This is a genomic window from Ottowia sp. SB7-C50 (assembly GCF_033110285.1).
Classification (GTDB): Bacteria; Pseudomonadota; Gammaproteobacteria; order Burkholderiales; family Burkholderiaceae_C; genus Ottowia.
Genome location: NZ_CP136995.1, coordinates 2,798,378 through 2,818,933, shown reverse-complemented (window position 1 = coordinate 2,818,933; position 20,556 = coordinate 2,798,378). Strand labels below are relative to the sequence as shown.

Here is a 20,556-nt window from a genome sequence, read left to right as displayed (position 1 = left end):
CGCTTCGACGCCTTCTGCCGCCCACATTCCCAGCAGCACCCGGCACCCGGAAAGCACAACGCCCCGGCCAGCGGGGCGTTGAGGTGCGCAGCGCGGCGTGACGCCGCGGCGCGTCAGCTGGCCAGCGCCTGCAGCGCGCGCGCCGTGATTTCGTCGACCGTGCCGGTGCCGCTGATCTTGCGGTACTTGGGCGCGGCGGCGGGCTCCTGGGCGGCCCAGTTGCTGTAGTAGCTCACCAGCGGGCGCGTCTGCTGGTCGTACACCTCCAGGCGCTTGCGCACGGTGTCTTCCTTGTCGTCGTCGCGCTGCACCAGCGGCTCGCCGGTGACGTCGTCCTTGCCTTCCACCTTGGGCGGGTTGAACTTGACGTGGTAGGTGCGGCCGCTGGCCGGGTGGCTGCGGCGGCCGCTCATGCGGTCGATGATGGCGTCGAAGGGCACGTCGATCTCGAGCACGTAGTCCAGCTTGACGCCGGCTGCCCGCATGGCCTCGGCCTGCGGAATGGTGCGCGGAAAGCCGTCAAACAGGAAGCCGTTGGCGCAATCGGGCTGGGCGATGCGCTCCTTCACCAGGTTGATGATCAGGTCGTCGCTGACCAGGCCGCCTGACTCCATCACGCTCTTGGCCTGCAGGCCCAGCGGCGTGCCGGCCTTGACGGCGGCGCGCAGCATGTCGCCGGTGGAGATTTGCGGGATGCCGTATTTCTGGCAGATGAAGGCCGCCTGCGTGCCCTTGCCGGCGCCGGGGGCGCCCAGAAGAATGAGTTTCAAGTGTGCTCCTCGGTTGGAATGGCGGTGCCTGTCTAGGCGCCGATGCGTGGCGCGGGCGTGGTGGATGTCGAATCAAGAATAGCACGCAGCGGCCTGCGTCAGGCTGACAGCGTGGCTTCTGCCGCGCAGACGCCCGGCGCGCCCGTCAGTCGAACAGCGCGCGCACGCGCGCCAGGTCTTCGGGCGTGTCGACGCCCGGGCCGGGCGCGTGCGGCGTCACGTGCACGGCGATGCGGTGGCCGTGCCACAGCGCGCGCAACTGCTCCAGCGCCTCGCACTGCTCCAGCGGCGCCGGCGGCAGCGACGGAAACGCGCGCAGAAACGCCGCGCGATAGCTGTAGATGCCGATGTGCCGCAGCGGCGCGGGCGACGTGGGCAGTTGTGTGACGCCCTGCGCAAAGCCGTCGCGCCACCACGGCAGCGGCGCGCGGCTGAACAGCAGGGCCAGCCCGCGCGCGTCGGTCACCGCCTTGACGACGTTCGGGTTGGTGAAGTCTTCTATATTTTTGATAGCATGCGCCGCTGTTCCCATCTGCGCCAGCGGTTGTTTTTGCAACAAATCAGCGACGGCGTCGATAAGTGCCGGGTCGATCAGCGGCTCGTCGCCCTGCACGTTGACGATGAGGTCGTCGCCATCCAGCCCCAGCAGCTGGCAGGCTTCGGCCAGCCGGTCGCTGCCGCTGGGGTGGTCGGCGCGCGTGGCCACGGCGCGCACGCCGTGCGCGGCACAGGCGTCGAGGATGGCGGGCGCATCGGCGGCGACCACCACTTGCGCTGCGCCCGATTGCTCGGCCTGTTCGGCCACCCGCACCACCATCGGCTTGCCGCCGATGTCGGCCAGTGGCTTGTCGGGCAGCCGGGTGGACGCCAGGCGCGCGGGGATGATGACGGTAAAGCTCATGGACAGGGCAGGGCGGCGGGGAAAGGGTTGAAGCCTAACCCACCGCCCGGTCGCCCCATCGGCCGGGGCTGCCAGCGGCGCGCACGGGCGCCGCGCCGGTCACTGCACCGAGATCTGCTTGGCCGTCGGCGTGGCGTCGAACAGCAGCACCTTGGGCCAGTTGGGCCAGGTCACGCCCAACGTGGCGTTGTTGGGGTTGCCGTCGCGCGCAAACGCGGCCAGCGTGCTCATCATCGCGTCCGACAGCGCCAGCCGGCCCGTCTGGTTGGCCGTGCCGCCGATCACGTTGGCGTACAGCGACGGGCCGAAGTTGCCGAACAGGAAGGGCAGGTCAAATGCGTGCGCCGCGCCGTACACGTCGTTCCAGGGTGCCGCCTCCTGCTTCCAGTCGAAGCGGTAGCTCCAGATCTGTGTTGGCGTTTGCGCCATCAGCGCGTTCATGTAGTTGTCGCGCAGGGCGATGAAGAACTTGGCGTCCAGCTCGGCAATGGCGGCGTCGTAGGCGGCGCCATTGGCATACGCGGGGTTGATGATGTCGCCAAAGGTGGCGTTCTTCGCCTTGGTGGCGTCGAACAGGATCGGGAACAGCTGCGCATCTGGCAGCTTGATGCCGACCGGGCGGCCCACCAGCGGCAGGAAGCTGGACAGCAGCTTGGATTCGCTGTGCGTCAGGCCCGACAGCACGGGCACCTTGACGTAGTTGCCGGCCACGATGGCGGCAATCGGGTCGCTGGCGACCACCGTGCCTTCGGGGATGGGCCCCGAGCCGGTGGTGTTGCCCAGGCCGCCGACGGTCTTGACGCCCACCTGCAGGATCTTGCTGGCTGGCTTGCCGCGCAGGTAGGCGGCGATGTCGGCGTTGGAATGCGATTGCACCCAGGCCGTGGCGCTGGCGACGTCGGCGGCGCTGCCGTCGTCGATCAGCAGCTTCATCAGCAGCATGTTCGACAGCGCCTCGTAGGTGGCCACCGGGTTCAGCGCCGGGATGTAGCCGTTGTTACCCGCCAGGTTGTTGGGTGGCTGCGGGAAGCCCGGGCTGGTGGCCACCGAGATGCCGCCCGACAGCGGCGCGATCTTGTGGAACAGCCCGGCGGCGCGGTTGGCCGGCGCCGTCATCACAGCCAGGATGTTGATGGCGCCTGCCGACTGGCCGGTCAGCGTGACGTTGCCCTTGTCGCCGCCAAATTCGCCGATGTTGCCCTGCACGAACTTCAGCGCCTGGATGATGTCGAGCACGGCGTAGTTGCCCGACTGGTCTTCGGCCGTCAGCGTCGGGTCCACGGTCTTGTCGCGCAGCGCCGGGTGGCGGAAGAAGCCCAGCTGGCCGAGCCGGTAGTTGGCCGACACCACCACCGCGTTGGCCTTCCGGGCCAGCGCGGCGCCGTCGTACATCGGGTCGGCGGTATAGCCGGTGATGTTGCTGCCGCCGTGGATGAACACGATGACCGGCAGGTTCTTGTCGGCCGTGGCCGGGCGCCAGATGTTGAGTGACAGGCAGTCCTCGCTGCCCGGCGTATTGCCCGACACCAGGTTGTCGCCGACGGTGGCGTCGAAGGTGTTGTTGTTGCCGGGGCTGTACAGCCGCGGGTTCTGGATGCACGAGGCGCCGAAGGTCTTGGCCTGCAGCGTGTGGGTCCACGACGCCGGGGCGACCGGCGCCTTCCAGCGCAGCGCGCCGACCGGCGGCTTGGCGTAGGGCAGGCCCTTCCAGAAGTACGTGCCCGAGGCGGCGCTGTCGTTGACGCCCTCGACGTCGCCGTATTGCGTGGTCCGGCTCTGTGGGTCAGAGCCGCTGCTGCCGCAGCCGCTGAGGATCAGCGTGGTGGCCATGGCGGCGGCGCCCAGCCAGGCGAATCGGGTGATGGGTCGCATGCGTGCGTGCTCCTCGGTGGTGTTGGGGGGGTCTCCGAGGGCCATCGTAGCCGCGTCGCCCACAAGTCTCAAGTGGTGAGCGTGCGCTCAGCCCGCCAGCGGCGTGCGGGGCGGCATCTGTTCGACTTCTTCGGCCGACAGCGGGCGCGCCTCGCCTTCCAGCATGATCGGAATGCCGTCGCGCACCGGGTAGGCCAGGCGGGCCGAGCGCGAGATCAGTTCGCCCTTGTCGCGGTCGAAGTCGAGCGGGCCCTTGGTGACGGGGCAGACCAGCAGTTCCAGCAGTTTGGGGTCCATGTCAATGTCCTGACGATGTCGAAGAAAGGTTCATCAGCACCACGCCGGCGATGATGAGCGCCATGCCCGCCAGCGCGGTGGGGCCCAGGCGCTGGCCGAACACCGCCCAGCCGACCAGCGCGATCAGCGCCGTGCCCGCGCCCGACCACACGGCGTAGGCCACGCCGACCGGCATGTGGCGCAACGTCAGCGCCAGCAGGTAGAAGGCGATGCCGTAGCCCCCCGCCACCAGCAGCGAAGGCGCCAGCCGCGTGAAGCCGTCGCTGGCCTTGAGCGCGCTGGTGCCGACGACTTCGGCCACGATGGCGCCGGCCAGCAGCAGCCAGGCATGCGTCATGCCGCGGCGGCGCCGGGGTAGACGCTGACCTCGACCAGGTTGCCGTCCGGGTCGTTGAAGTAGACCGATTCGATCGGCCCGCACGCGCCCGACTTGGCGACCGGCCCTTCCAGCAGCGGCACGCCCTGCGCCGCCAGGTGCGCCATCACATCGGCCAGCGGCCAGCGCGTGATGAGGCACAGGTCGCCCGAGCCGACGGCCGCGTGGTTGCGCGGCTCCTGGCCCAGGGTCTGCAGGTTGAGCTTCTGGTTGCCGAACTTCAGCGCACGCCGGCCACCGGCGAAGGTCACCGGCTCCATGCGCAGCACGCGGACGTAAAAGTCCACCGAGCGCTCGATGTCGGCGACGGTGAGAACGATGTGGTCGATGTGCGAGATCATGGTTGGCGCGGATGATAGCCCCGCGCCGCCAGCCGCTGGTCGAGCGCGTCGAAGAACGCGGCCGGCACGTCCAGCTGCAGCGGCACGGCCAGCGCGTCGGGCGCATGGCGCCACAGCTTCAGGGCGTCTTTTTCGGTGCAAATCAGCCCGTTGCGCTGGCCAGATAAGTGGTTGAAGCTATCAAAATTGTAGTGGTCGGGCAGCGCCAGCGTGTCGGCCAACGTCAGCCCGGCGGCGCGCAGCATGGCAAAAAAGGCTTCGGGCCGGGCGATGCCGGCCAGCGCCGCCAGCGGCTGGCCGCGCAGATCGGCCAGCGGCACGTGCGTGCCGTCGGCGCGCAGCGCGTGGTCGGCCAGCCGTCGGTGGGCGGTGAACGTGGCCTGGCCCGGCGGCAGGGGTGTCGCCGCGGCGTCCGCTTCGGTCCACAGCACCAGGTCGACGGGGCGCGGCCACGGCTCGCGCAGCGGCCCCGCCGGCAGCAGCCAGCCGTTGCCCACGCCGCGCGCGTCGAACACGCACACTTCCACGTCGCGCGCCAGCGCGCGGTGCTGCAGCCCGTCGTCGCACAGCAGGATGTCGGTGTCCGGGTGCGCCGCCAGCAACGCACGCCCGGCGTCGGCGCGGCGCGGCGCCACGAACACCGGCACGTCGGCGCGCTGGCGCAGCAGCAGCGGCTCATCGCCCACCTCGCGCGGGTCGCTGTCCGGCAGCACCTCACGGCAGTCGTCGCCCACCCGCCCGTGTCCGCGCGAAACGATGCCCGGCCGCCAGCCGCGCGACCGCAGGTGCTGCGCCATCGCCAGCGTCGTCGGCGTCTTGCCGGCCCCGCCCGCCACCACGTTGCCCACCACCACCACCGGCACCGGCAGGCGCACCGCCACGGTATCGTCGCGACCCCGCTGCCGCGCCGCCAGCGCCCCGTACAGCCGCGACAACGGCCACAGCAGCACAGCCACCGGCCCGCGCCGCTGCCAGGCGGCGCGCAGACGGTGTTCGAGGAAGGCGCGGGGCATCTGTTCCGATTTCAGAATTAAGCGTCCATCTCCGTCATTCCCGCGCAGTCGGGAATGACGGAATTTCGGTGGCGTCGACATAGCCCTGCATTGAGATGGATGCGAGTGGCGCGTTGCGGCGTGCGGGCCAAGCATAGCCCGTTCTACCGCAACACTTGATTCACGATCAAACGGCCGCGGAGCAGGCCAAGCGCAGGCACCCGCGGAAGGGCTTGGCCCGCCCGCTGGCGTTGTCCCCCTTCCCGCGCGCAGCGCGGCAAAGAAGGGGGAAGCGCCGTCAGGCGCTCAGGGGGATGCGCCTGTTTTCGCCGCGAAGGTGATCTGCGTCAGCCCCTCACGCCGCGCCGCATCCATCACCGTCACCACGGCCTGCACCGGCGCGCTGGCGTCGGCGCTGATGATCAGTACGCTGTCCTGGGCGGCCACGGCGCGCAGGGCGCTGGCCACGGCTTCGACGCTGCGCGCGTCCAGCGGCTGCTTGTTGACGGCGTAGCGCCCGTCGGCGGCGACGGCCACCACGATCTCCTTCGGCCGGTCGCGCGAGGCGTCGGCGTTGGCCGTCGGCAGCGTCACCTGCAGTTCGGTGAACTTGCTGTAGGTGGTGGTGAGCATCAGGAAGATCAGGATCACCAGCAGCACGTCGATGAACGGGATCAGGTTGATCTCGGGCTCATCGGGCGGACGGGGGCGGAACTTCACCGCGCCGCTCCTGCCGCGTCGGCCGCGCCGGGGCACAGCGGCTCCAGGTGGCGCGCAAAGCGCTCGGCGGCCAGCTCCAGCGTCATCACGTAGCCGTCCACCCGCGCGCGAAAGTAGCGCCAGAAGATCAGTGTCGGGATGGCGATCATCAGCCCGAACGCGGTGTTGTACAGCGCCACCGAAATGCCGTGCGCCAGCTGCGCCGGGTTGCCACCCGACAGCGAGCCGGCCGGCGCCTGCGAGCCGAAGATCTCGATCATGCCGATCACCGTGCCCAGCAGCCCCAGCAGCGGCGCCGCGCTGGCGATGGTGGCCAGCGCGGGCAGGTAGCGCTCCAGCCGGTGGGCGGCTTCGCGGCCGGCCGCTTCCATGGCGGCGCGCATTTCGCCGGGGCTGCAGCGCGGGTTCAGGTTGATGGCGCGCCAGCCGGCGGCCAGCACGCTGCCCAGCGCCGAATGCTCTGCCAGCTGGTTCACCGTCTCGGGTGCGGGCACCGACTGGCGCGACACGCCGATGGCTTCGTCCACCAGGTTGCGGCCCAGCACGCGGCCGGGCTTGAGCTGGATGAAGCGCTCGATGACAAAGGCCAGGGCCAGCACGGAACACAGGATGAGCGGCCATATCGGCCAGCCAGCGGCTTGTATGATCGAAAGCAAGGTCTTCTCTCTGTCTGGGGCGTCGCACCTGGTAACCATCGGTTTCAACGCCGATGGGCGCGATTATGGTGCAGCCGCGGCACTGTCCAGGCAACGTCCGCGGCGGCCGGTCGGACCGCCCGGATGGGCGGTTTTCAAACCGCCACCGGCGATGCACAGATTCTGTGGATAACTTTGTGGAAATTCCGCGCCGCCCGGGCTGCACGCCCCGCCAGATCAGGGTTCTTGACAGTTTGATGAATGCGCAGGCAGCAAAAAATCCTTTGATGACAGTCACTTGCACCTACTCTTGCGGTCTCGCGCATGGTCGGGTGCCCGCCGCTGTCGCTGGCGCCCCGCTGTGGAGTACTCGCAGCGGCGCCGCTCGCCAGCCCGAAACCGGCCGCGAAGCCGCATGAACACTGGCTTTGGCGTCACGAGCCCAGCATTGGCGCCGCGCATCTGGGCAGTCGGGGCGCTGACCCGCGCCGTGGCGGACAGTCTGGACGCGCGCTTCAACCCTGTCGCCGTGCGCGGCGAAGTGTCGGGCTTTACGCGCGCGGCCAGCGGGCATTGCTATTTCACGCTGAAGGACGACCGCGGCCAGTTGCGCAGCGCGATGTTCCGCCGTGCCGCCGGCCTGCTGGGCTTTGCCCCGCGCGACGGCGACCAGGTCGAAGTGCGCGGCCGCCTGACGGTGTACGAGCCGCGCGGCGACCTGCAACTGGTGGTCGAGTCGATGCAGCGGGCCGGCCAGGGCGCGCTGTTCGAGCAGTTTCTGCGGCTGAAGGCCCGGCTGGAGGCCGAAGGGCTGTTCGACCCCGAGCGCCGCCGCCCCTTGCCAGCCATGCCGCGCGGCATCGGGCTGGTCACGTCGCTGGGCGCGGCCGCGCTGCACGACGTGCTGAGCGCGCTGGCGCGGCGCGTGCCGCACATACCGGTGGTGCTGGCGCCGGCGGCGGTGCAGGGCGCCGACGCGCCCGTCGAATTGTGCGCAGCGCTACAAAAACTGTATCGGCTGGCGCAGGTCCAGAGCGCGCCAGGGGCCGAAAAGACACTCCACGCCGCAGCCCCGCCCATCGACCTGATCCTGCTGGTGCGCGGTGGCGGCTCCATCGAGGATCTGTGGGCCTTCAACGACGAGCAGCTGGCCCGCACCATCGTCGCCAGCCCGGTGCCCGTGGTCAGCGGCGTGGGGCACGAGACGGATTTCACCATCGCCGATTTCGCCGCCGACCTGCGCGCGCCCACGCCCACGGCCGCCGCCGAACTGGTCAGTGCGCCGCGCGACCAGTGGCTGGCAGGGGTGGACGCCCAGCACGCGCGGCTGGCCACCGCCTTGCGGCGCCGGCTGGACGCCGAAGCGCAGCGGCTCGACTGGGTGGCGGCGCGGCTGGGCCGCCCGTCGCAGGCCGTGGCGGGGCAGCAGCGGCGGCTTGATCGCCTGCAGGCGCGGCTGGACCACGCCCAGGCGTTGCGGTGGGAACGCGAACGCGCCCGTCTGGCGCGGCTGGCCGAACGCCTGCCTCGCTGCCTGCCCGCGCCGCTGGCCGCGCGCCGCACCCGCCTGGACCAGCTGGCCCAGCGGCTGACCGCTGCCGTCGAAGACCGGCTGGCCGGCGCCACCGGGCAGCTCGACCGCGCCGCCTGGCGGCTGGGGGCGCTCGACCCGCAACGCGTGCTGGAGCGCGGCTACGCCTGGCTGCAGGACGAGGCTGGCTGCCCCGTCACGCGTGCCGCCCAGGCGTCGCCCGGCGACGCGCTGACCGCCACGCTGGCCGACGGCCAGGTGGATTTGACCGTGGCCGCGCGCCGTTCGGCCTGACTTCCTACAATGCTCCGGCGCCGGACGGCCTATCATGGTCGTTCCGACTATTCACCACTCCACCATAACGAGGACAACATCATGGAACGCATCCTGCCCCCGCTGCCGTACCCTTACGACTCGCTGGCCCCCGCCTACAGCAAGGAAACGCTGGAATACCACCACGACAAGCACCACAAGGCCTATGTCGACAAGCTGAACGAGCTGCAGAAGGGCACCGAGTTCGAGAACATGGAGCTCGAAGACGTCATCAAGAAGTCCAGCGGCGGCATCTACAACCAGGCCGCGCAGATCTGGAACCACACCTTCTTCTGGAACTGCATGAAGCCCAACGGCGGCGGCGAGCCGACCGGCGCGCTGGCCGACGCGATCAACAAGAAGTGGGGCTCGTTCGCCGACTTCAAGAAAGCCTTCGTCACCAGCGCCGTGGGCAACTTCGGCAGCGGCTGGACGTGGCTGGTCAAGAAGGCCGACGGCAGCGTCGACATCGTTAACATGGGCGCCGCCGGCACCCCGCTGACCACCGGCGACACCGCCGTGCTGACCGTGGACGTGTGGGAGCACGCCTATTACATCGACTACCGCAACCTGCGCCAGAAGTTCGTCGAAACCTTCTTCGACAAACTGGCCAACTGGGATTTCGCGGCGAAGAACTTCGGCTGATCCAGTCGTTCAGCGCTTCAATGAAAAAGCCACCGCGAGGTGGCTTTTTTCATGTGTCAAATCAGCCGCCAGCGCTTGCCTGTCAAGCGCAAGCAGCTATCGAAATAAGAGTGTCTGCGCCGCAAGCCACCCCCAAAGGCCGCAGGGCAGGCCATTCGAGAACGCCGCGTGCGGGCTCCCCCCGCGCGCCAGCGTTGTCCCCCTCGGGGGGAAGGCGCGTCAGCGCCAGAGGGGGGGGTCAGTGATACCCCGCGTCCGCCGCCACCTTGCCCCGGAACACGCTGTACGACCAGCCGGTGTAGCCCAGAATCAGCGGCAGCAGAAACACCAGCCCCCACATCACGAAACCCTGCGATTCGGGCGGCGACGCGGCGCCCCAGATCGTCAGGTGCGGCGGCACCAGATAGGGCCAGATGCCCAGCAGCAGGCCGGCAAAACCGAGCGCGAACAGCGCCAGCGTCCACAAGAACGGCCGCGCATCGTGCGGGCGCGCGTGGCGCGGGCCCAGCGCGGCGTCGCGCCACAGCAGCCAGGCGACGGCCAGCGTCATCACGGGCACCGGCGCCAGCCACCAGAAGTTGCCGCCCTCGAACCAGCGCCCCATCACGCGCGAATCCAGATACGGCAGCGCCCCGCTCACCAGCCCCATGAAGCCCAGCACCGCCACCACCAGCGGCCGCGCCCAGCCGCGCGCCTGCTGGTGCAGCGCACCGTCCGTCTTCAGGATCAGCCAGCCCGCGCCCAGCAGCGCGTAGCCGCAGACCAGCGCCAGGCCGGTCATCACGGAGAAGGGGCTGAACCATCCCCAGACGCCGCCGCTGTAGTGCCCGCCCTCCATCGGCAGGCCCTGCACCAGCGCCGCCAGGATCACCCCTTGGCTGAACGCCGCCACGAGGGAGCCGAGGCTGAACGCCGCGCCCCAGGCGCGCCGCGCGATGCCGCGCCCCTTGAAGCGGAATTCAAACGCCACGCCGCGAAAGATCAGCCCCAGCAGCATGGCCAGCACCGGCAGATACAGCGACGACAGCACCAGCGCATACGCCTTGGGAAAGGCCGCCATCAGCCCCGCGCCGCCCAGCACCAGCCAGGTCTCGTTGCCGTCCCAGATGGGTGCGGCGGTGTTCATCATGTGGTCGAGCTGGTCGCTGTCCTTCGACAAGGGCGCCAGGATGCCCAGGCCCAGCACAAAGCCGTCGAGCAGCACGTACATCAGCACGCCAAAGCCGATCACGCCCAGCCAGGCCACGGGCAGCCAGAAGGCGGTGCCGTCGGCGGCGGTCAGCACCAGGTCGGCGGGGTTCATGGCCGGGCTCCTTGGGCGATATCGGCCTCGTCGGCCGCGGACAGCGGGCGCGCGGGCGTCTTGGCGCCGGCGCCCGGCGTGCCCAATTCAGGCGGGGTTTCGCCCACTTGCGCCCCCTTCTTCAGCAGGCGCCACAGGTACCAGATGCCGGCGCCGAAGATGACCGAATACACCGACGCGTAGCCCGCCAGCGACGCCATCACCATGCCGGGCTGCAGGTGGGGGCTGACCGCGTCTGCGGTGCGCAGCAGCCCGTAGATCACCCACGGCTGGCGGCCGATTTCGGTCACATACCAGCCGGCCAGCAGGGCGACGAAGCCCGATCCCGACAGCAGCTGCCAGCCCCGCAGCGTCCACACCGATTCGGCCAGCCGGCCGCGCCACCAGGCCCACACCGAGGCCAGCACCACCGCCAGCATCAGCAGCCCGATGCCCACCATGACGCGAAAGGCGAAGAACACCGGCAGCACGGGCGGCCGGTCTTCGGGTCGGACGCTGGTCAGTGCCGGAATCTCGCCGTCCAGGCTGTGCGTCAGGATCAGGCTGCCCAGGCGCGGGATGGCCATCTGGTAGTCGTTGCGCTCCTGCGCCTGGCGCGGCACGCCGAACAGCAGCAAGGGCACGCCGGCGCCGGGCTCGCCGGCGTGCCAGTGGCCCTCCATCGCCGCCACCTTGATCGGCTGGTGCTGCAGCGTGTTTAGCCCGTGCTGGTCGCCCACCAGCACCTGCGCGGGCACGGCGATGGCGCCGAAGGCGACCGAGAGTTTCAGCATCTTCAGTGCCATCTCGGGTTGCACGCCGCGCCGCAAATGCCAGGCCGCCGTGCCGCCGATGACGAAGCAGGTGGTGATGAAGGCCGCCAGCACCATGTGCGCCAGACGGTAGGGGAAGGACGGGTTGAAGATGATCTGCCACCAGTCGCCGGGCGCGAAGACGCCGTTGTTCAGCACATGGCCCTGTGGCGTGTGCATCCAGCTGATGGCGGCAATGATCCAGAAGGTGGAAATCAGCGTGCCGATGGCCACCATGCAGGTGCAGAAGAAATGCACCGCCGGCCGCACCTTCTGCGCGCCAAACAGCATCACGCCCAGAAAGCCTGCTTCGAGGAAGAAGGCCGTCAGCACTTCGTAGCTGAGCAGCGGCCCCAGCACGTTGCCGGCGCGCTCAGATAACACCGCCCAGTTGGTGCCGAACTGAAAGCTCATCACGATGCCCGACACCACGCCCATGCCGAAGGAGATGGCGAACACCTTGCTCCAGAACTTGTAGAGGTCCCACCACACGCCCTCGCGCGTGCGCAGCCAGCGCCATTCCAGAAACATCAGCCAGCTGGCCAGCCCGATGGTGAAGGCCGGAAACAGGATGTGGAAGGAGATGACGAACCCGAACTGGATGCGGGAGAGCAGCAGCGCGTCCATCGGGCGATTCTGGCGCGCGCCCGGGCAGTGCGATGTAGGCGGGCGTCGTCAATGGCCGACGACAGCTTGACGCCGATCAAGAAACGCCCGCCGCCAGGGTGGGACGATTTCCAAAGGCGATGCTGTCATGCCGCCGTCACGCGGCACGTGCCCGATGCGCGTCGCACCCACGACAAGTAAAGGAACACCACATGGGCTTCAAGCCGCTTCCCGCCGCCATCGCCATCGCGATCGGGCTGCTCATCTGGTTCGCCATCCCGGTGCCTGCGGGCGTCACCGCCAACGCCTGGCACCTGCTGGCGCTGTTCGTGGCGACGATCGCCGCCATCATCGGCAAGGCCATGCCGATTGGCGCGCTGTCGATGGTGGCCATCGCGCTGGTGGCGTTGACGGGCGTGACCAGCGACAAGCCGGCCAACGCCATCGCCGATGCGCTGTCCAGCTTCGCCAACCCGCTGATCTGGCTGATTGGCGTGTCGATCATGATCTCGCGCGGCATCATCAAGACCGGGCTGGGCGCGCGCATCGGCTACCTGTTCATTGCCGTGTGGGGCAAGAAGACGATCGGCATCGCCTATTCGCTGGCGCTGTCGGAGCTGATTCTGGCGCCCGTCACGCCCAGCAACACGGCGCGCGGCGGCGGCATCATCCACCCCATCATGCGGGCGATTGCGGGCAGCTACGACTCTGACCCGGAACATGGCACGCAAGGGCGCATCGGCCGCTTTCTGGCGCTGTCCAACTACCACGCCAACCCCATCACTTCGGCCATGTTCATCACCGCCACGGCGCCGAACCCGCTGGTTGTGAAGCTCATTGCTGACGTGACGGGCGCCAAGATCAGCCTGACCTGGGGCACCTGGGCGCTGGCCATGCTGCTGCCGGGCCTGGTGGCGCTGGCGCTGATGCCGCTGATCGTCTACTGGCTGAACCCGCCCGAGATCAAGAGCACGCCCAACGCCGCGCAGTTCGCGCGCGATCGGCTGCGCGAGATGGGGCCGGTGACGCGCGGCGAGCTCATCATGCTGGGCGTGTTTGGCGTGCTGCTGGGGCTGTGGGCGGGTATTCCGGCCTTCGTGTTCGGCCCCGGCGCGGCGATTGACCCGACCACCACCGCCTTCATCGGCCTGTCGCTGTGCCTGATCACCGGTGTGCTGAACTGGGACGACGTGATCAAGGAAAAAAGCGCCTGGGACACCATCGTCTGGTTTGGCGCGCTGGTGATGATGGCCACCTTTTTGAACAAGCTGGGCCTGATCGCCTGGTTTGCCAAGAGCATCGAAGGCGGCATCGGCCAGCTGGGCCTGGGCTGGATGGGCGCCAGCGCGCTGCTGATGCTGGCCTACCTGTACGCGCACTACGCCTTTGCCAGCACCACGGCGCACATCACGGCCATGTTCGCCGCCTTCTACGGCGCCGGCCTGGCGCTGGGCGCACCGGCGCTGCCGTTCGCGCTGATGATGGCCGCCGCCTCCAACATCATGATGACGCTGACGCACTACGCCACCGGCACCTCGCCGGTCATCTTTGGCTCGGGCTACGCCACGCTGGGCGAATGGTGGAAGACGGGCTTCGTGATGAGCGTGGTGCTGATCCTGATCTGGCTGGTGGTGGGCGGCGCGTGGTGGAAGGTGCTGGGCTACTGGTGAAGCGCTTGCAAACGCTTCAGATTTGATAGCTGCAGACGATTGTCTGGCATGGGCAAGTGGCCGAAAAGGCTTGAAAACCCAGCGGGCAGCCCGCGGCGGCCGTCCGGGCGCGGCCGCCGCGATTTGTCAGAATACGCCTTGCCCCTGCGCTTGCTGCCGTGAGCGCGGTGTCAGGAAGACATGCCACCATGCCAAGCTGGCGCGGCGCGCTGTGCTGCGGCATGCCCATAAAGAAGACCACTGGAGAGACCACCATGAGCGACAAGCCATCCACCATCGTCTACACGCTGACCGACGAAGCGCCCCTGCTGGCCACCGCGTCGTTCCTGCCCATCATCCAGGCCTTCACGGCGCCGGCTGGCATCGACGTCACCACCAGCGACATTTCGGTGGCGGGCCGCATCCTGGGCCAGTTTCCGGAAGTGCTGACCGAAGCGCAGCGCGTGCCCGACAACCTGACCGAGCTGGGCAAGCTGACGCTCAAGCCCGAAGCCAACATCATCAAGCTGCCCAACATCAGCGCGTCGGTGGCGCAGCTGAAGGCCGCCATCAAGGAGCTGCAGGACAAGGGCTACAAGGTGCCCGACTTTCCTGAAAATCCCAAGGACGACAAGGAAAAGGACATCCGCGCGCGCTACAACAAGTGCATCGGCTCGGCCGTCAACCCGGTGCTGCGCGAAGGCAACTCCGACCGCCGCGCCCCGCGCGCCGTCAAGGAATACGCCCGCAAGAACCCGCACAGCATGGCCGAATGGAGCCAGGCCTCGCGCAGCCACGTCTCGCACATGCATTCGGGCGACTTCTACCACGGCGAAAAGTCCATGACGCTGGACCGCGCGCGCGACGTGAAGATGGAACTCATCACCAAGTCGGGCAAGACCATCGTGCTCAAGCCCAAGGTCAGCCTGCAGGACCGCGAGGTGATCGACTCGATGTTCATGAGCAAGAAGGCGCTGATGGCCTTCTACGAGAAGGAGATCGAGGACGCCTACAAGACCGGCGTGATGTTCTCGCTGCACGTCAAGGCGACCATGATGAAGGTGTCGCACCCCATCGTGTTCGGCCACTGCGTGCGCATTTTCTACAAGGACGCGTTCGCCAAGCACCAGAAGGTGTTCGACGAACTGGGCGTCAACGTCAACAACGGCATGGTCGACCTGTACAACAAGATCGCCACGCTGCCGCAAAGCCAGCAGGACGAGATCAAGCGCGACCTGCACGCCTGCCACGAGGGCCGGCCTGAGCTGGCCATGGTCGACTCGGCCAAGGGCATCACCAACTTCCATTCGCCCAACGACGTGATCGTCGACGCGTCGATGCCCGCCATGATCCGCAACGGCGGCAAGATGTGGGGCGCCGACGGCCGCCTGAAGGACGTCAAGGCGGTGATGCCGGAGTCGACCTTCGCCCGCATCTACCAGGAGATGATCAACTTCTGCAAGTGGCACGGCAACTTCGACCCCAAGACCATGGGCACCGTGCCCAACGTCGGCCTGATGGCGCAGCAGGCCGAGGAATACGGCAGCCACGACAAGACCTTCGAGATCCCTGAGGACGGCGTGGCCAACATCACCGACCTGGCCACGGGCGAGGTGCTGATGAGCCAGAACGTCGAAGCCGGCGACATCTGGCGCATGTGCCAGGTGAAGGACGCCGCTATCCGCGACTGGGTGAAGCTCGCCGTCACGCGCGCGCGCAACTCGGGCATGCCGGTGGTGTTCTGGCTCGACCCGTACCGCCCGCACGAGAACCAGCTCATCACCAAGGTCAAGATGTACCTGCACGAGCACGACACCACGGGCCTGGACATCCAGATCATGAGCCAGGTGCGCGCCATGCGCTACACGCTGGAGCGCGTGGTGCGCGGCCAGGACACCATCAGCGCCACCGGCAACATCCTGCGCGACTACCTGACCGACCTGTTCCCCATCATGGAACTGGGCACCAGCGCCAAGATGCTGTCCATCGTGCCGCTGATGGCGGGCGGCGGCATGTACGAAACCGGCGCGGGCGGCTCGGCACCCAAGCACGTGCAGCAGCTGGTCGAGGAAAACCACCTGCGCTGGGATTCGCTGGGCGAGTTCCTGGCGCTGGCCGTGTCGCTGGAGGACCTGGGCCTGAAGACCGGTAACGCCAAGGCCAAGCTGCTGGCCAGGACGCTGGACGCCGCCACCGGCAAGCTGCTGGACAACAACAAGAACCCGTCGCCCAAGACCGGCCAGCTCGACAACCGCGGCAGCCAGTTCTACCTGGCGCTGTACTGGGCGCAGGAACTGGCCACCCAGACCGACGACGCCGACCTGGCCGCGCGCTTCAAGCCGCTGGCCAAGGCCCTGGCCGACAACGAACAGGCCATCGTCAAGGAGCTGACCGACATCCAGGGCAAGCCGGTCGACATCGGCGGCTACTACCAGCCCGACCCGGCCAAACTGGCGCAGGTCATGCGCCCGAGCAAGACCTTCAACGATGCCTTGACGAAGGTGGCGGCCTGAGGGTTGGAGCGCCCTTGAAAGCCCTTGAAGGCCTTTGAACGCAAAGGGCGCAGAGGTGGCGCAAAAGGCGCGGAAGTTTTTTTGAATGACTTCTTTCGCGTCTTTTGCGGCTTTCGCACGAAGATCGCTGCGCCCAGCGATAATTCAAAAATGATAGCTGCTCGCGCTTGTCTGACAAGCGCAAGCGGCTATTTTTATTTGGAAAGCTAGGGAAGGTCTGCGTAATTCGTCCTGCGATGTGCTGAGCGTTGCGATTTCGAGCCACAATCGCCGCCATGAAGCAAGCCGAGCTGGGTCTGAACCTGACCACCAAGCGCACGCGCAAGCGCGAGTTCCTGGCGCAGATGGAACGCGTGGTGCCGTGGGCGGCGTTGGTGGAACTGATCGCGCCCTACGCACCTGAAGGCAGACGGGGTCGCCCGCCCTTTGCCGTGCAGACGATGCTGCGCATTCACTTCATGCAGCAATGGTTCGGCTTGAGTGATCCAGCCATGGAAGAAGCGCTGCACGACGTGCCGCTGTTTCGCGAGTTCGCGGGCCTGAACTGGGATACGGCCGTACCCGACGAAACCACGATCCTTCGATTCCGCCGCCTGCTCGAAGACCACAAGCTCAGCGCCCAGATCCTGGCGCTGGTCAATGAACTGCTGGGCGCCAAGGGCCTGCTGCTGCGCGCCGGCACCGTGGTGGACGCCACGCTGATCGCCGCCCCGAGTTCGACCAAGAACGCCTCGGGCCAGCGCGACCCGCAGATGAAGCAAAGCAAGAAGGGCAACCAGTGGTATTTCGGCATGAAGGCCCACATCGGTGTGGACGCCGACTCAGGCCTTGTGCACACCGTGCGCGGCACGGCGGGCAGCGTCAATGATGTGGTTGAGGCCAACACCTTGCTGCACGGCGAGGAAGTGCAAGCCTGGGGTGATGCCGGCTACCTGGGCGCCGACAAACGGCCCGATGCCAAGGCCGGCGTGCGCTGGAACATCGCCATGCGCCCGGGCAAGCGCAAATTGCTGGATCACGGCCGCCTGAAAGACGAGTTGACCGAGCAACTCGAACGCATCAAGGCCAGCATCCGGGCCAAGGTCGAACACCCGTTTCGGGTGATCAAACGCCAGTTCGGCTATGTGAAGGTGCGCTATCGGGGCCTGGCCAAGAACACGGCGCAACTGCACACGCTGTTTGCGCTGTCCAATCTGTGGATGGCGCGCAAAGCCTTGATGGGCCTGCAGGCATGAGTCCGCCTGCAGGTGGCCGAAAGGCCTCAAAACCGGCCCTCGACGGCCGCGATGTCACTACGCAGCGGCTCGAAGCAGCATCTCAGATCGATTGGACGCCATCAGCACATCTCAATGTGCATTGCGCAGAGCTTCCCTAGCGCGCGCCGTCGAACGGCTTGCCGCGCAGCTTGGCGCCTGCCTTGATGTGGCGCTGCTCGAACCAGCCCTGGTTCATCTCCAGCACGTAGCGCACCGGTTTGGTGGAACAGTGGCTGGCCTCGTCCAGCGGCTTCATGTCGGCCAGGTTGACGATGCTGCCGTCGTCGGCCACGAAGGCCGCCGTCAGCGGGATCAGTGTGTTCTTCATCCAGAAGCATTGGACGCCGGGCTGCTCGAAAGCGAACAGCATGCCTTCATGCACCGGCATGTCCCGCCGATGCATCAGCCCGATCTGGCGCTGGACCGGCGTGGTGGCCAGCTGCACCTCGATGCGGTGCATGCCCGCGGTCAGCGTGGTGCGGGGCAGGTCAAGCTGGGGCTGCCCGTCGGCCGCGCGCTGCGCGAACGCAGGCGTGCAGGCCAGCGTAACAAAGGCTATCAGCAAGGGACGACGAAGTTTCTGGTGCATGGCGAAAGACCGGATCAGGAACAGGCTATGACCCGCGCGGCCTGAAAAAGGTTCTGCCCGCGGCGGTCGTGCGGCTCGCATTGTCGCAGCGGCGCATTGGCGCGGGAGGCCCCAGAACAGGCCCTAGAATGAAAAACGATCTCGCCGCTTTGCCGGCCCCTCAGCTTTTTTCCGGAGACTCCGCCCCATGACGTCGCACATCCAGGTGCCCGCCGACGGCCAGAAAATCACCGTCAACCCCGATTTCACGCTGAACGTGCCCGACAACCCGATCATCCCTTTTATCGAGGGCGACGGCACCGGCGTCGACATCACCCCGGTGATGATCAAGGTGGTCGACGCGGCGGTCGAGAAGTGCTACGGCGGCAAGCGCCGCATCCACTGGATGGAGGTGTACGCGGGCGAAAAATCCACGCGCCTGTACGGCCCCGACGAGTGGCTGCCCCAGGAGACGCTGGACGCAGTGCGCGACTACGTGGTGTCGATCAAGGGGCCGCTGACCACGCCGGTGGGCGGCGGCATCCGCTCGCTCAACGTGGCGCTGCGGCAGGAGCTGGACCTGTACGTCTGCCTGCGGCCGGTGCAGTACTTCCGCGGTGTGCCGTCGCCGCTGAAAGAGCCCGAAAAGGTCAACATGGTCATCTTCCGCGAGAACTCGGAAGACATCTACGCCGGGATTGAATGGGAAGCGCGCAGCCCGCAGGCGCTGAAGCTGATCCGCTTCCTGACCGACGAGATGGGCGTGCGCAAGATCCGCTTTCCCGAGACGTCGGGCATCGGCGTCAAGCCCGTCTCCATCGAGGGCACCGAGCGCCTGGTGCGCAAGGCCATCCAGTACGCCATCGATAACGACAAGCCCAACGTCACCCTGGTGCACAAGGGCAACATCATGAAGTACACCGAAGGCGGCTTTCGCGACTGGGGCTACGCGCTGGCGCAGCGCGAATTCGGCGCCGAGCTGATGGACGGCGGGCCGTGGTGCAAGTTCAAGAACCCCAAGACGGGTCGTGACATCATCGTCAAGGACTCGATTGCCGACGCGTTTTTGCAACAAATCCTGCTGCGGCCGGCCGAATACAGCGTGATTGCCACGCTCAACCTGAACGGCGACTACATCAGCGACGCGCTGGCGGCGCAGGTGGGCGGCATCGGCATCGCGCCCGGCGCCAACATGAGCGACAGCGTGGCCTGCTTCGAGGCCACCCACGGCACCGCGCCCAAGTACGCCGGCAAGGACTACGTCAACCCGGGCTCCGAAATCCTCAGCGCCGAGATGATGCTGCGCCACATGGGCTGGACCGAGGCGGCCGACAAGATCATCGACAGCATGGAAAAGGCGATCCTCAGCAAGCGGGTGACCTACGATTTCGCGCGCCTGATGGAGGGCGCCACGCAGGTCAGCTGCTCGGGGTTTGGCCAGGCGATGATCGACCGCATGTGACGCGGCCGCCGCGCCCACAAAAAAAGCCCGGGGCGACCCGGGCTTTTGGTTTCGTGCGAACTTTCAGTTCGGCAGCGCTGACGACTCGGTCGTCACCGGGGCCGGCATCGGGTTGCCGGCCAGGGCGCCGTCCGATTCCACGGTGCGGATCTTCAGCGCCAGCAGGCCCTTGGGGCCCTGATCGACCTCGTAGCTCACCCGGGCGCCTTCCTTGAGCGTCTTGAAGCCGTCCATGTCGATGGCCGAAAAATGCGCGAACACATCGGGCCCGCCTTCGTCCGGCTCGATGAAGCCGAACCCCTTGAGGTCGTTGAACCACTTGACTTTACCGTTGGGCATGCGGGTCTCTCCTTTTTTGTTACATCCATCCACCCGGCTGGGAGTGTCGCGGAACCACTTTGCCCTTGTCAACCGGGCTGCATTGTTGTAGACGCGCGGACTCCACGCTCGCCGATCCAGCTTGCAGCCGGCTGACTCGGCCCCATCTGCTTAACCGGCGGCCAGCCTCGATACCCGTGCGCGGCGGCCTTATAGAATGATTTTCATGGCGACATCCCAACCGAAAGTGCCCGCCCCGCCGGGCCCGATCGCACCCGTGAAGCAGCCCGGCGGTGGTGGTGGCGGCGAAGTGCTGCTTGAGCGCGTGCCGCAGAAAGTCAAGCCGCCCCAGATGCACCAGGTGGTGATGCTGAACGACGACTACACGCCCATGGAGTTCGTGGTGGTCGTGATCCAGGAGTTCTTCGGCAAGGACCGCGAAAGCGCCACCCAGATCATGCTGAAGATCCACCTGGACGGCAAGGGCGTATGCGGCGTGTACACGCGCGACGTGGCGCATACCAAGGTTGAGCAGGTGCTGGACGCGGCGCGCCAGGCGGGGCACCCGCTCCAGTGCGTCAGCGAGCCTGTCGACTAGGGCTTTCCCGGCGAGCCACAGCAGGCGACATGGCGTTGAATATCACTGAACCTCCCCCAACTGTCACAGTCGAAGCCTCTGGAAATTCGTAAGCTTGAGG

The 20,556-nt window shown here is 67.3% G+C and carries 20 protein-coding genes; 7 read left to right on the top strand and 13 right to left on the bottom strand.

Annotated features, from left to right (window positions below):
- Positions 1-113 precede the first annotated feature (113 nt).
- The 9 genes from adk to R0D99_RS13430 form a co-directional block, all read right to left on the bottom strand.
- The gene (gene adk, locus R0D99_RS13470) at positions 114-770 is read right to left on the bottom strand and encodes an adenylate kinase (RefSeq protein WP_317748684.1); all 657 of its coding nucleotides are present in this window, start codon (positions 768-770) and stop codon (positions 114-116) included.
- A gap of 145 nt (positions 771-915) precedes the next feature.
- Positions 916-1,671 (bottom strand): 3-deoxy-manno-octulosonate cytidylyltransferase, encoded by a 756-nt coding sequence (gene kdsB, locus R0D99_RS13465; RefSeq protein ID WP_317748683.1) that lies wholly within the window; start codon positions 1,669-1,671, stop codon positions 916-918.
- A 99-nt stretch (positions 1,672-1,770) separates the two neighbouring features.
- A complete protein-coding gene (locus R0D99_RS13460; RefSeq protein ID WP_317748682.1) occupies positions 1,771-3,543 on the bottom strand; it encodes a carboxylesterase/lipase family protein in 1,773 nt (590 codons plus the stop codon).
- An 87-nt stretch (positions 3,544-3,630) separates the two neighbouring features.
- Positions 3,631-3,840: a Trm112 family protein gene (locus tag R0D99_RS13455; RefSeq protein WP_317748681.1), complete on the bottom strand. Its 210-nt coding sequence runs from the start codon at positions 3,838-3,840 to the stop codon at positions 3,631-3,633.
- Position 3,841: 1 nt separating this feature from the next.
- On the bottom strand, positions 3,842-4,177 hold the full coding sequence (locus R0D99_RS13450) for a multidrug efflux SMR transporter (RefSeq protein ID WP_317748680.1): 336 nt from the start codon (positions 4,175-4,177) through the stop codon (positions 3,842-3,844).
- A complete protein-coding gene (locus R0D99_RS13445) occupies positions 4,174-4,557 on the bottom strand; it encodes a VOC family protein (RefSeq protein ID WP_317748679.1) in 384 nt (127 codons plus the stop codon). Before R0D99_RS13445 ends, R0D99_RS13450 begins: the two co-directional genes overlap by 4 nt.
- The gene (gene lpxK / locus R0D99_RS13440; protein WP_317748678.1) at positions 4,554-5,570 is read right to left on the bottom strand and encodes a tetraacyldisaccharide 4'-kinase; all 1,017 of its coding nucleotides are present in this window, start codon (positions 5,568-5,570) and stop codon (positions 4,554-4,556) included. Before lpxK ends, R0D99_RS13445 begins: the two co-directional genes overlap by 4 nt.
- A gap of 285 nt (positions 5,571-5,855) precedes the next feature.
- Positions 5,856-6,269, bottom strand: a complete 414-nt coding sequence (locus R0D99_RS13435) for a biopolymer transporter ExbD (RefSeq protein ID WP_317748677.1) — start codon at positions 6,267-6,269, stop codon at positions 5,856-5,858.
- Positions 6,266-6,925, bottom strand: a complete 660-nt coding sequence (locus tag R0D99_RS13430) for a MotA/TolQ/ExbB proton channel family protein (RefSeq protein ID WP_317748676.1) — start codon at positions 6,923-6,925, stop codon at positions 6,266-6,268. The genes R0D99_RS13435 and R0D99_RS13430 overlap by 4 nt, the downstream gene beginning before the upstream one ends.
- 394 nt (positions 6,926-7,319) lie before the next feature.
- On the opposite strand from R0D99_RS13430, the gene xseA reads away from it, so the two are divergent.
- Together xseA and R0D99_RS13420 are read left to right on the top strand one after the other, a co-directional pair.
- Positions 7,320-8,729: an exodeoxyribonuclease VII large subunit gene (gene xseA, locus R0D99_RS13425; RefSeq protein ID WP_317748675.1), complete on the top strand. Its 1,410-nt coding sequence runs from the start codon at positions 7,320-7,322 to the stop codon at positions 8,727-8,729.
- Between the two features lie 81 nt (positions 8,730-8,810).
- Positions 8,811-9,392 (top strand): superoxide dismutase, encoded by a 582-nt coding sequence (locus tag R0D99_RS13420; protein WP_317748674.1) that lies wholly within the window; start codon positions 8,811-8,813, stop codon positions 9,390-9,392.
- Positions 9,393-9,630: 238 nt separating this feature from the next.
- Here R0D99_RS13420 and cydB read toward each other — a convergent pair whose 3' ends face one another.
- Together cydB and R0D99_RS13410 are read right to left on the bottom strand one after the other, a co-directional pair.
- Positions 9,631-10,695, bottom strand: coding sequence for a cytochrome d ubiquinol oxidase subunit II (cydB, locus tag R0D99_RS13415; RefSeq protein WP_416365893.1), 1,065 nt, complete (start codon positions 10,693-10,695; stop codon positions 9,631-9,633).
- Positions 10,692-12,113 (bottom strand): cytochrome ubiquinol oxidase subunit I, encoded by a 1,422-nt coding sequence (locus R0D99_RS13410; protein WP_317748673.1) that lies wholly within the window; start codon positions 12,111-12,113, stop codon positions 10,692-10,694. Before R0D99_RS13410 ends, cydB begins: the two co-directional genes overlap by 4 nt.
- A gap of 191 nt (positions 12,114-12,304) precedes the next feature.
- Between R0D99_RS13410 and R0D99_RS13405 the strand changes: the two genes are divergently transcribed.
- From R0D99_RS13405 to R0D99_RS13395, 3 genes are all read left to right on the top strand, one after another.
- Positions 12,305-13,762 carry a DASS family sodium-coupled anion symporter gene (locus tag R0D99_RS13405; RefSeq protein ID WP_317748672.1) on the top strand — a complete coding sequence of 486 codons (1,458 nt, stop codon included), beginning with the start codon at positions 12,305-12,307 and terminating at the stop codon, positions 13,760-13,762.
- A 254-nt stretch (positions 13,763-14,016) separates the two neighbouring features.
- Entirely contained in the window at positions 14,017-16,254 is a 2,238-nt protein-coding gene (locus tag R0D99_RS13400) for an NADP-dependent isocitrate dehydrogenase (RefSeq protein ID WP_317748671.1), read from the top strand.
- Between the two features lie 275 nt (positions 16,255-16,529).
- A complete protein-coding gene (locus R0D99_RS13395; protein ID WP_317748412.1) occupies positions 16,530-17,489 on the top strand; it encodes an IS5 family transposase in 960 nt (319 codons plus the stop codon).
- A gap of 136 nt (positions 17,490-17,625) precedes the next feature.
- On the opposite strand, the gene R0D99_RS13390 is transcribed toward R0D99_RS13395, so the two are convergent.
- Positions 17,626-18,099: a DUF192 domain-containing protein gene (locus tag R0D99_RS13390; protein WP_317748670.1), complete on the bottom strand. Its 474-nt coding sequence runs from the start codon at positions 18,097-18,099 to the stop codon at positions 17,626-17,628.
- 187 nt (positions 18,100-18,286) lie between these two features.
- Here R0D99_RS13390 and icd point away from each other — a divergent pair, with 187 nt between their 5' ends.
- Positions 18,287-19,540, top strand: coding sequence for an NADP-dependent isocitrate dehydrogenase (gene icd / locus R0D99_RS13385; RefSeq protein ID WP_317748669.1), 1,254 nt, complete (start codon positions 18,287-18,289; stop codon positions 19,538-19,540).
- 63 nt (positions 19,541-19,603) lie between these two features.
- Here icd and R0D99_RS13380 read toward each other — a convergent pair whose 3' ends face one another.
- Positions 19,604-19,879, bottom strand: a complete 276-nt coding sequence (locus tag R0D99_RS13380) for a cold-shock protein (protein ID WP_317748668.1) — start codon at positions 19,877-19,879, stop codon at positions 19,604-19,606.
- Between the two features lie 205 nt (positions 19,880-20,084).
- On the opposite strand from R0D99_RS13380, the gene clpS reads away from it, so the two are divergent.
- Complete coding sequence (gene clpS, locus R0D99_RS13375) at positions 20,085-20,456, top strand: ATP-dependent Clp protease adapter ClpS (protein WP_317748667.1); 372 nt, start codon at positions 20,085-20,087, stop codon at positions 20,454-20,456.
- Positions 20,457-20,556: the final 100 nt, after the last annotated feature.

Excerpts from the sequence above, each read along its gene's own strand:
- R0D99_RS13410 (WP_317748673.1), bottom strand. The coding sequence starts at position 12,113 with ATGGACGCGCTGCTGCTCTCCCGCATCCAGTTCGGGTTCGTCATCTCC.
- R0D99_RS13460 (WP_317748682.1), bottom strand. The coding sequence starts at position 3,543 with ATGCGACCCATCACCCGATTCGCCTGGCTGGGCGCCGCCGCCATGGCC.
- xseA (WP_317748675.1), top strand. The coding sequence starts at position 7,320 with ATGAACACTGGCTTTGGCGTCACGAGCCCAGCATTGGCGCCGCGCATC.
- R0D99_RS13380 (WP_317748668.1), bottom strand. The coding sequence starts at position 19,879 with ATGCCCAACGGTAAAGTCAAGTGGTTCAACGACCTCAAGGGGTTCGGC.
- R0D99_RS13395 (WP_317748412.1), top strand. The coding sequence starts at position 16,530 with ATGAAGCAAGCCGAGCTGGGTCTGAACCTGACCACCAAGCGCACGCGC.
- clpS (WP_317748667.1), top strand. The coding sequence starts at position 20,085 with ATGGCGACATCCCAACCGAAAGTGCCCGCCCCGCCGGGCCCGATCGCA.
- cydB (WP_416365893.1), bottom strand. The coding sequence starts at position 10,695 with ATGAACCCCGCCGACCTGGTGCTGACCGCCGCCGACGGCACCGCCTTC.
- kdsB (WP_317748683.1), bottom strand. The coding sequence starts at position 1,671 with ATGAGCTTTACCGTCATCATCCCCGCGCGCCTGGCGTCCACCCGGCTG.
- R0D99_RS13390 (WP_317748670.1), bottom strand. The coding sequence starts at position 18,099 with ATGCACCAGAAACTTCGTCGTCCCTTGCTGATAGCCTTTGTTACGCTG.
- R0D99_RS13450 (WP_317748680.1), bottom strand. The coding sequence starts at position 4,177 with ATGACGCATGCCTGGCTGCTGCTGGCCGGCGCCATCGTGGCCGAAGTC.
- icd (WP_317748669.1), top strand. The coding sequence starts at position 18,287 with ATGACGTCGCACATCCAGGTGCCCGCCGACGGCCAGAAAATCACCGTC.
- lpxK (WP_317748678.1), bottom strand. The coding sequence starts at position 5,570 with ATGCCCCGCGCCTTCCTCGAACACCGTCTGCGCGCCGCCTGGCAGCGG.
- R0D99_RS13420 (WP_317748674.1), top strand. The coding sequence starts at position 8,811 with ATGGAACGCATCCTGCCCCCGCTGCCGTACCCTTACGACTCGCTGGCC.
- R0D99_RS13455 (WP_317748681.1), bottom strand. The coding sequence starts at position 3,840 with ATGGACCCCAAACTGCTGGAACTGCTGGTCTGCCCCGTCACCAAGGGC.
- R0D99_RS13405 (WP_317748672.1), top strand. The coding sequence starts at position 12,305 with ATGGGCTTCAAGCCGCTTCCCGCCGCCATCGCCATCGCGATCGGGCTG.
- R0D99_RS13445 (WP_317748679.1), bottom strand. The coding sequence starts at position 4,557 with ATGATCTCGCACATCGACCACATCGTTCTCACCGTCGCCGACATCGAG.
- R0D99_RS13400 (WP_317748671.1), top strand. The coding sequence starts at position 14,017 with ATGAGCGACAAGCCATCCACCATCGTCTACACGCTGACCGACGAAGCG.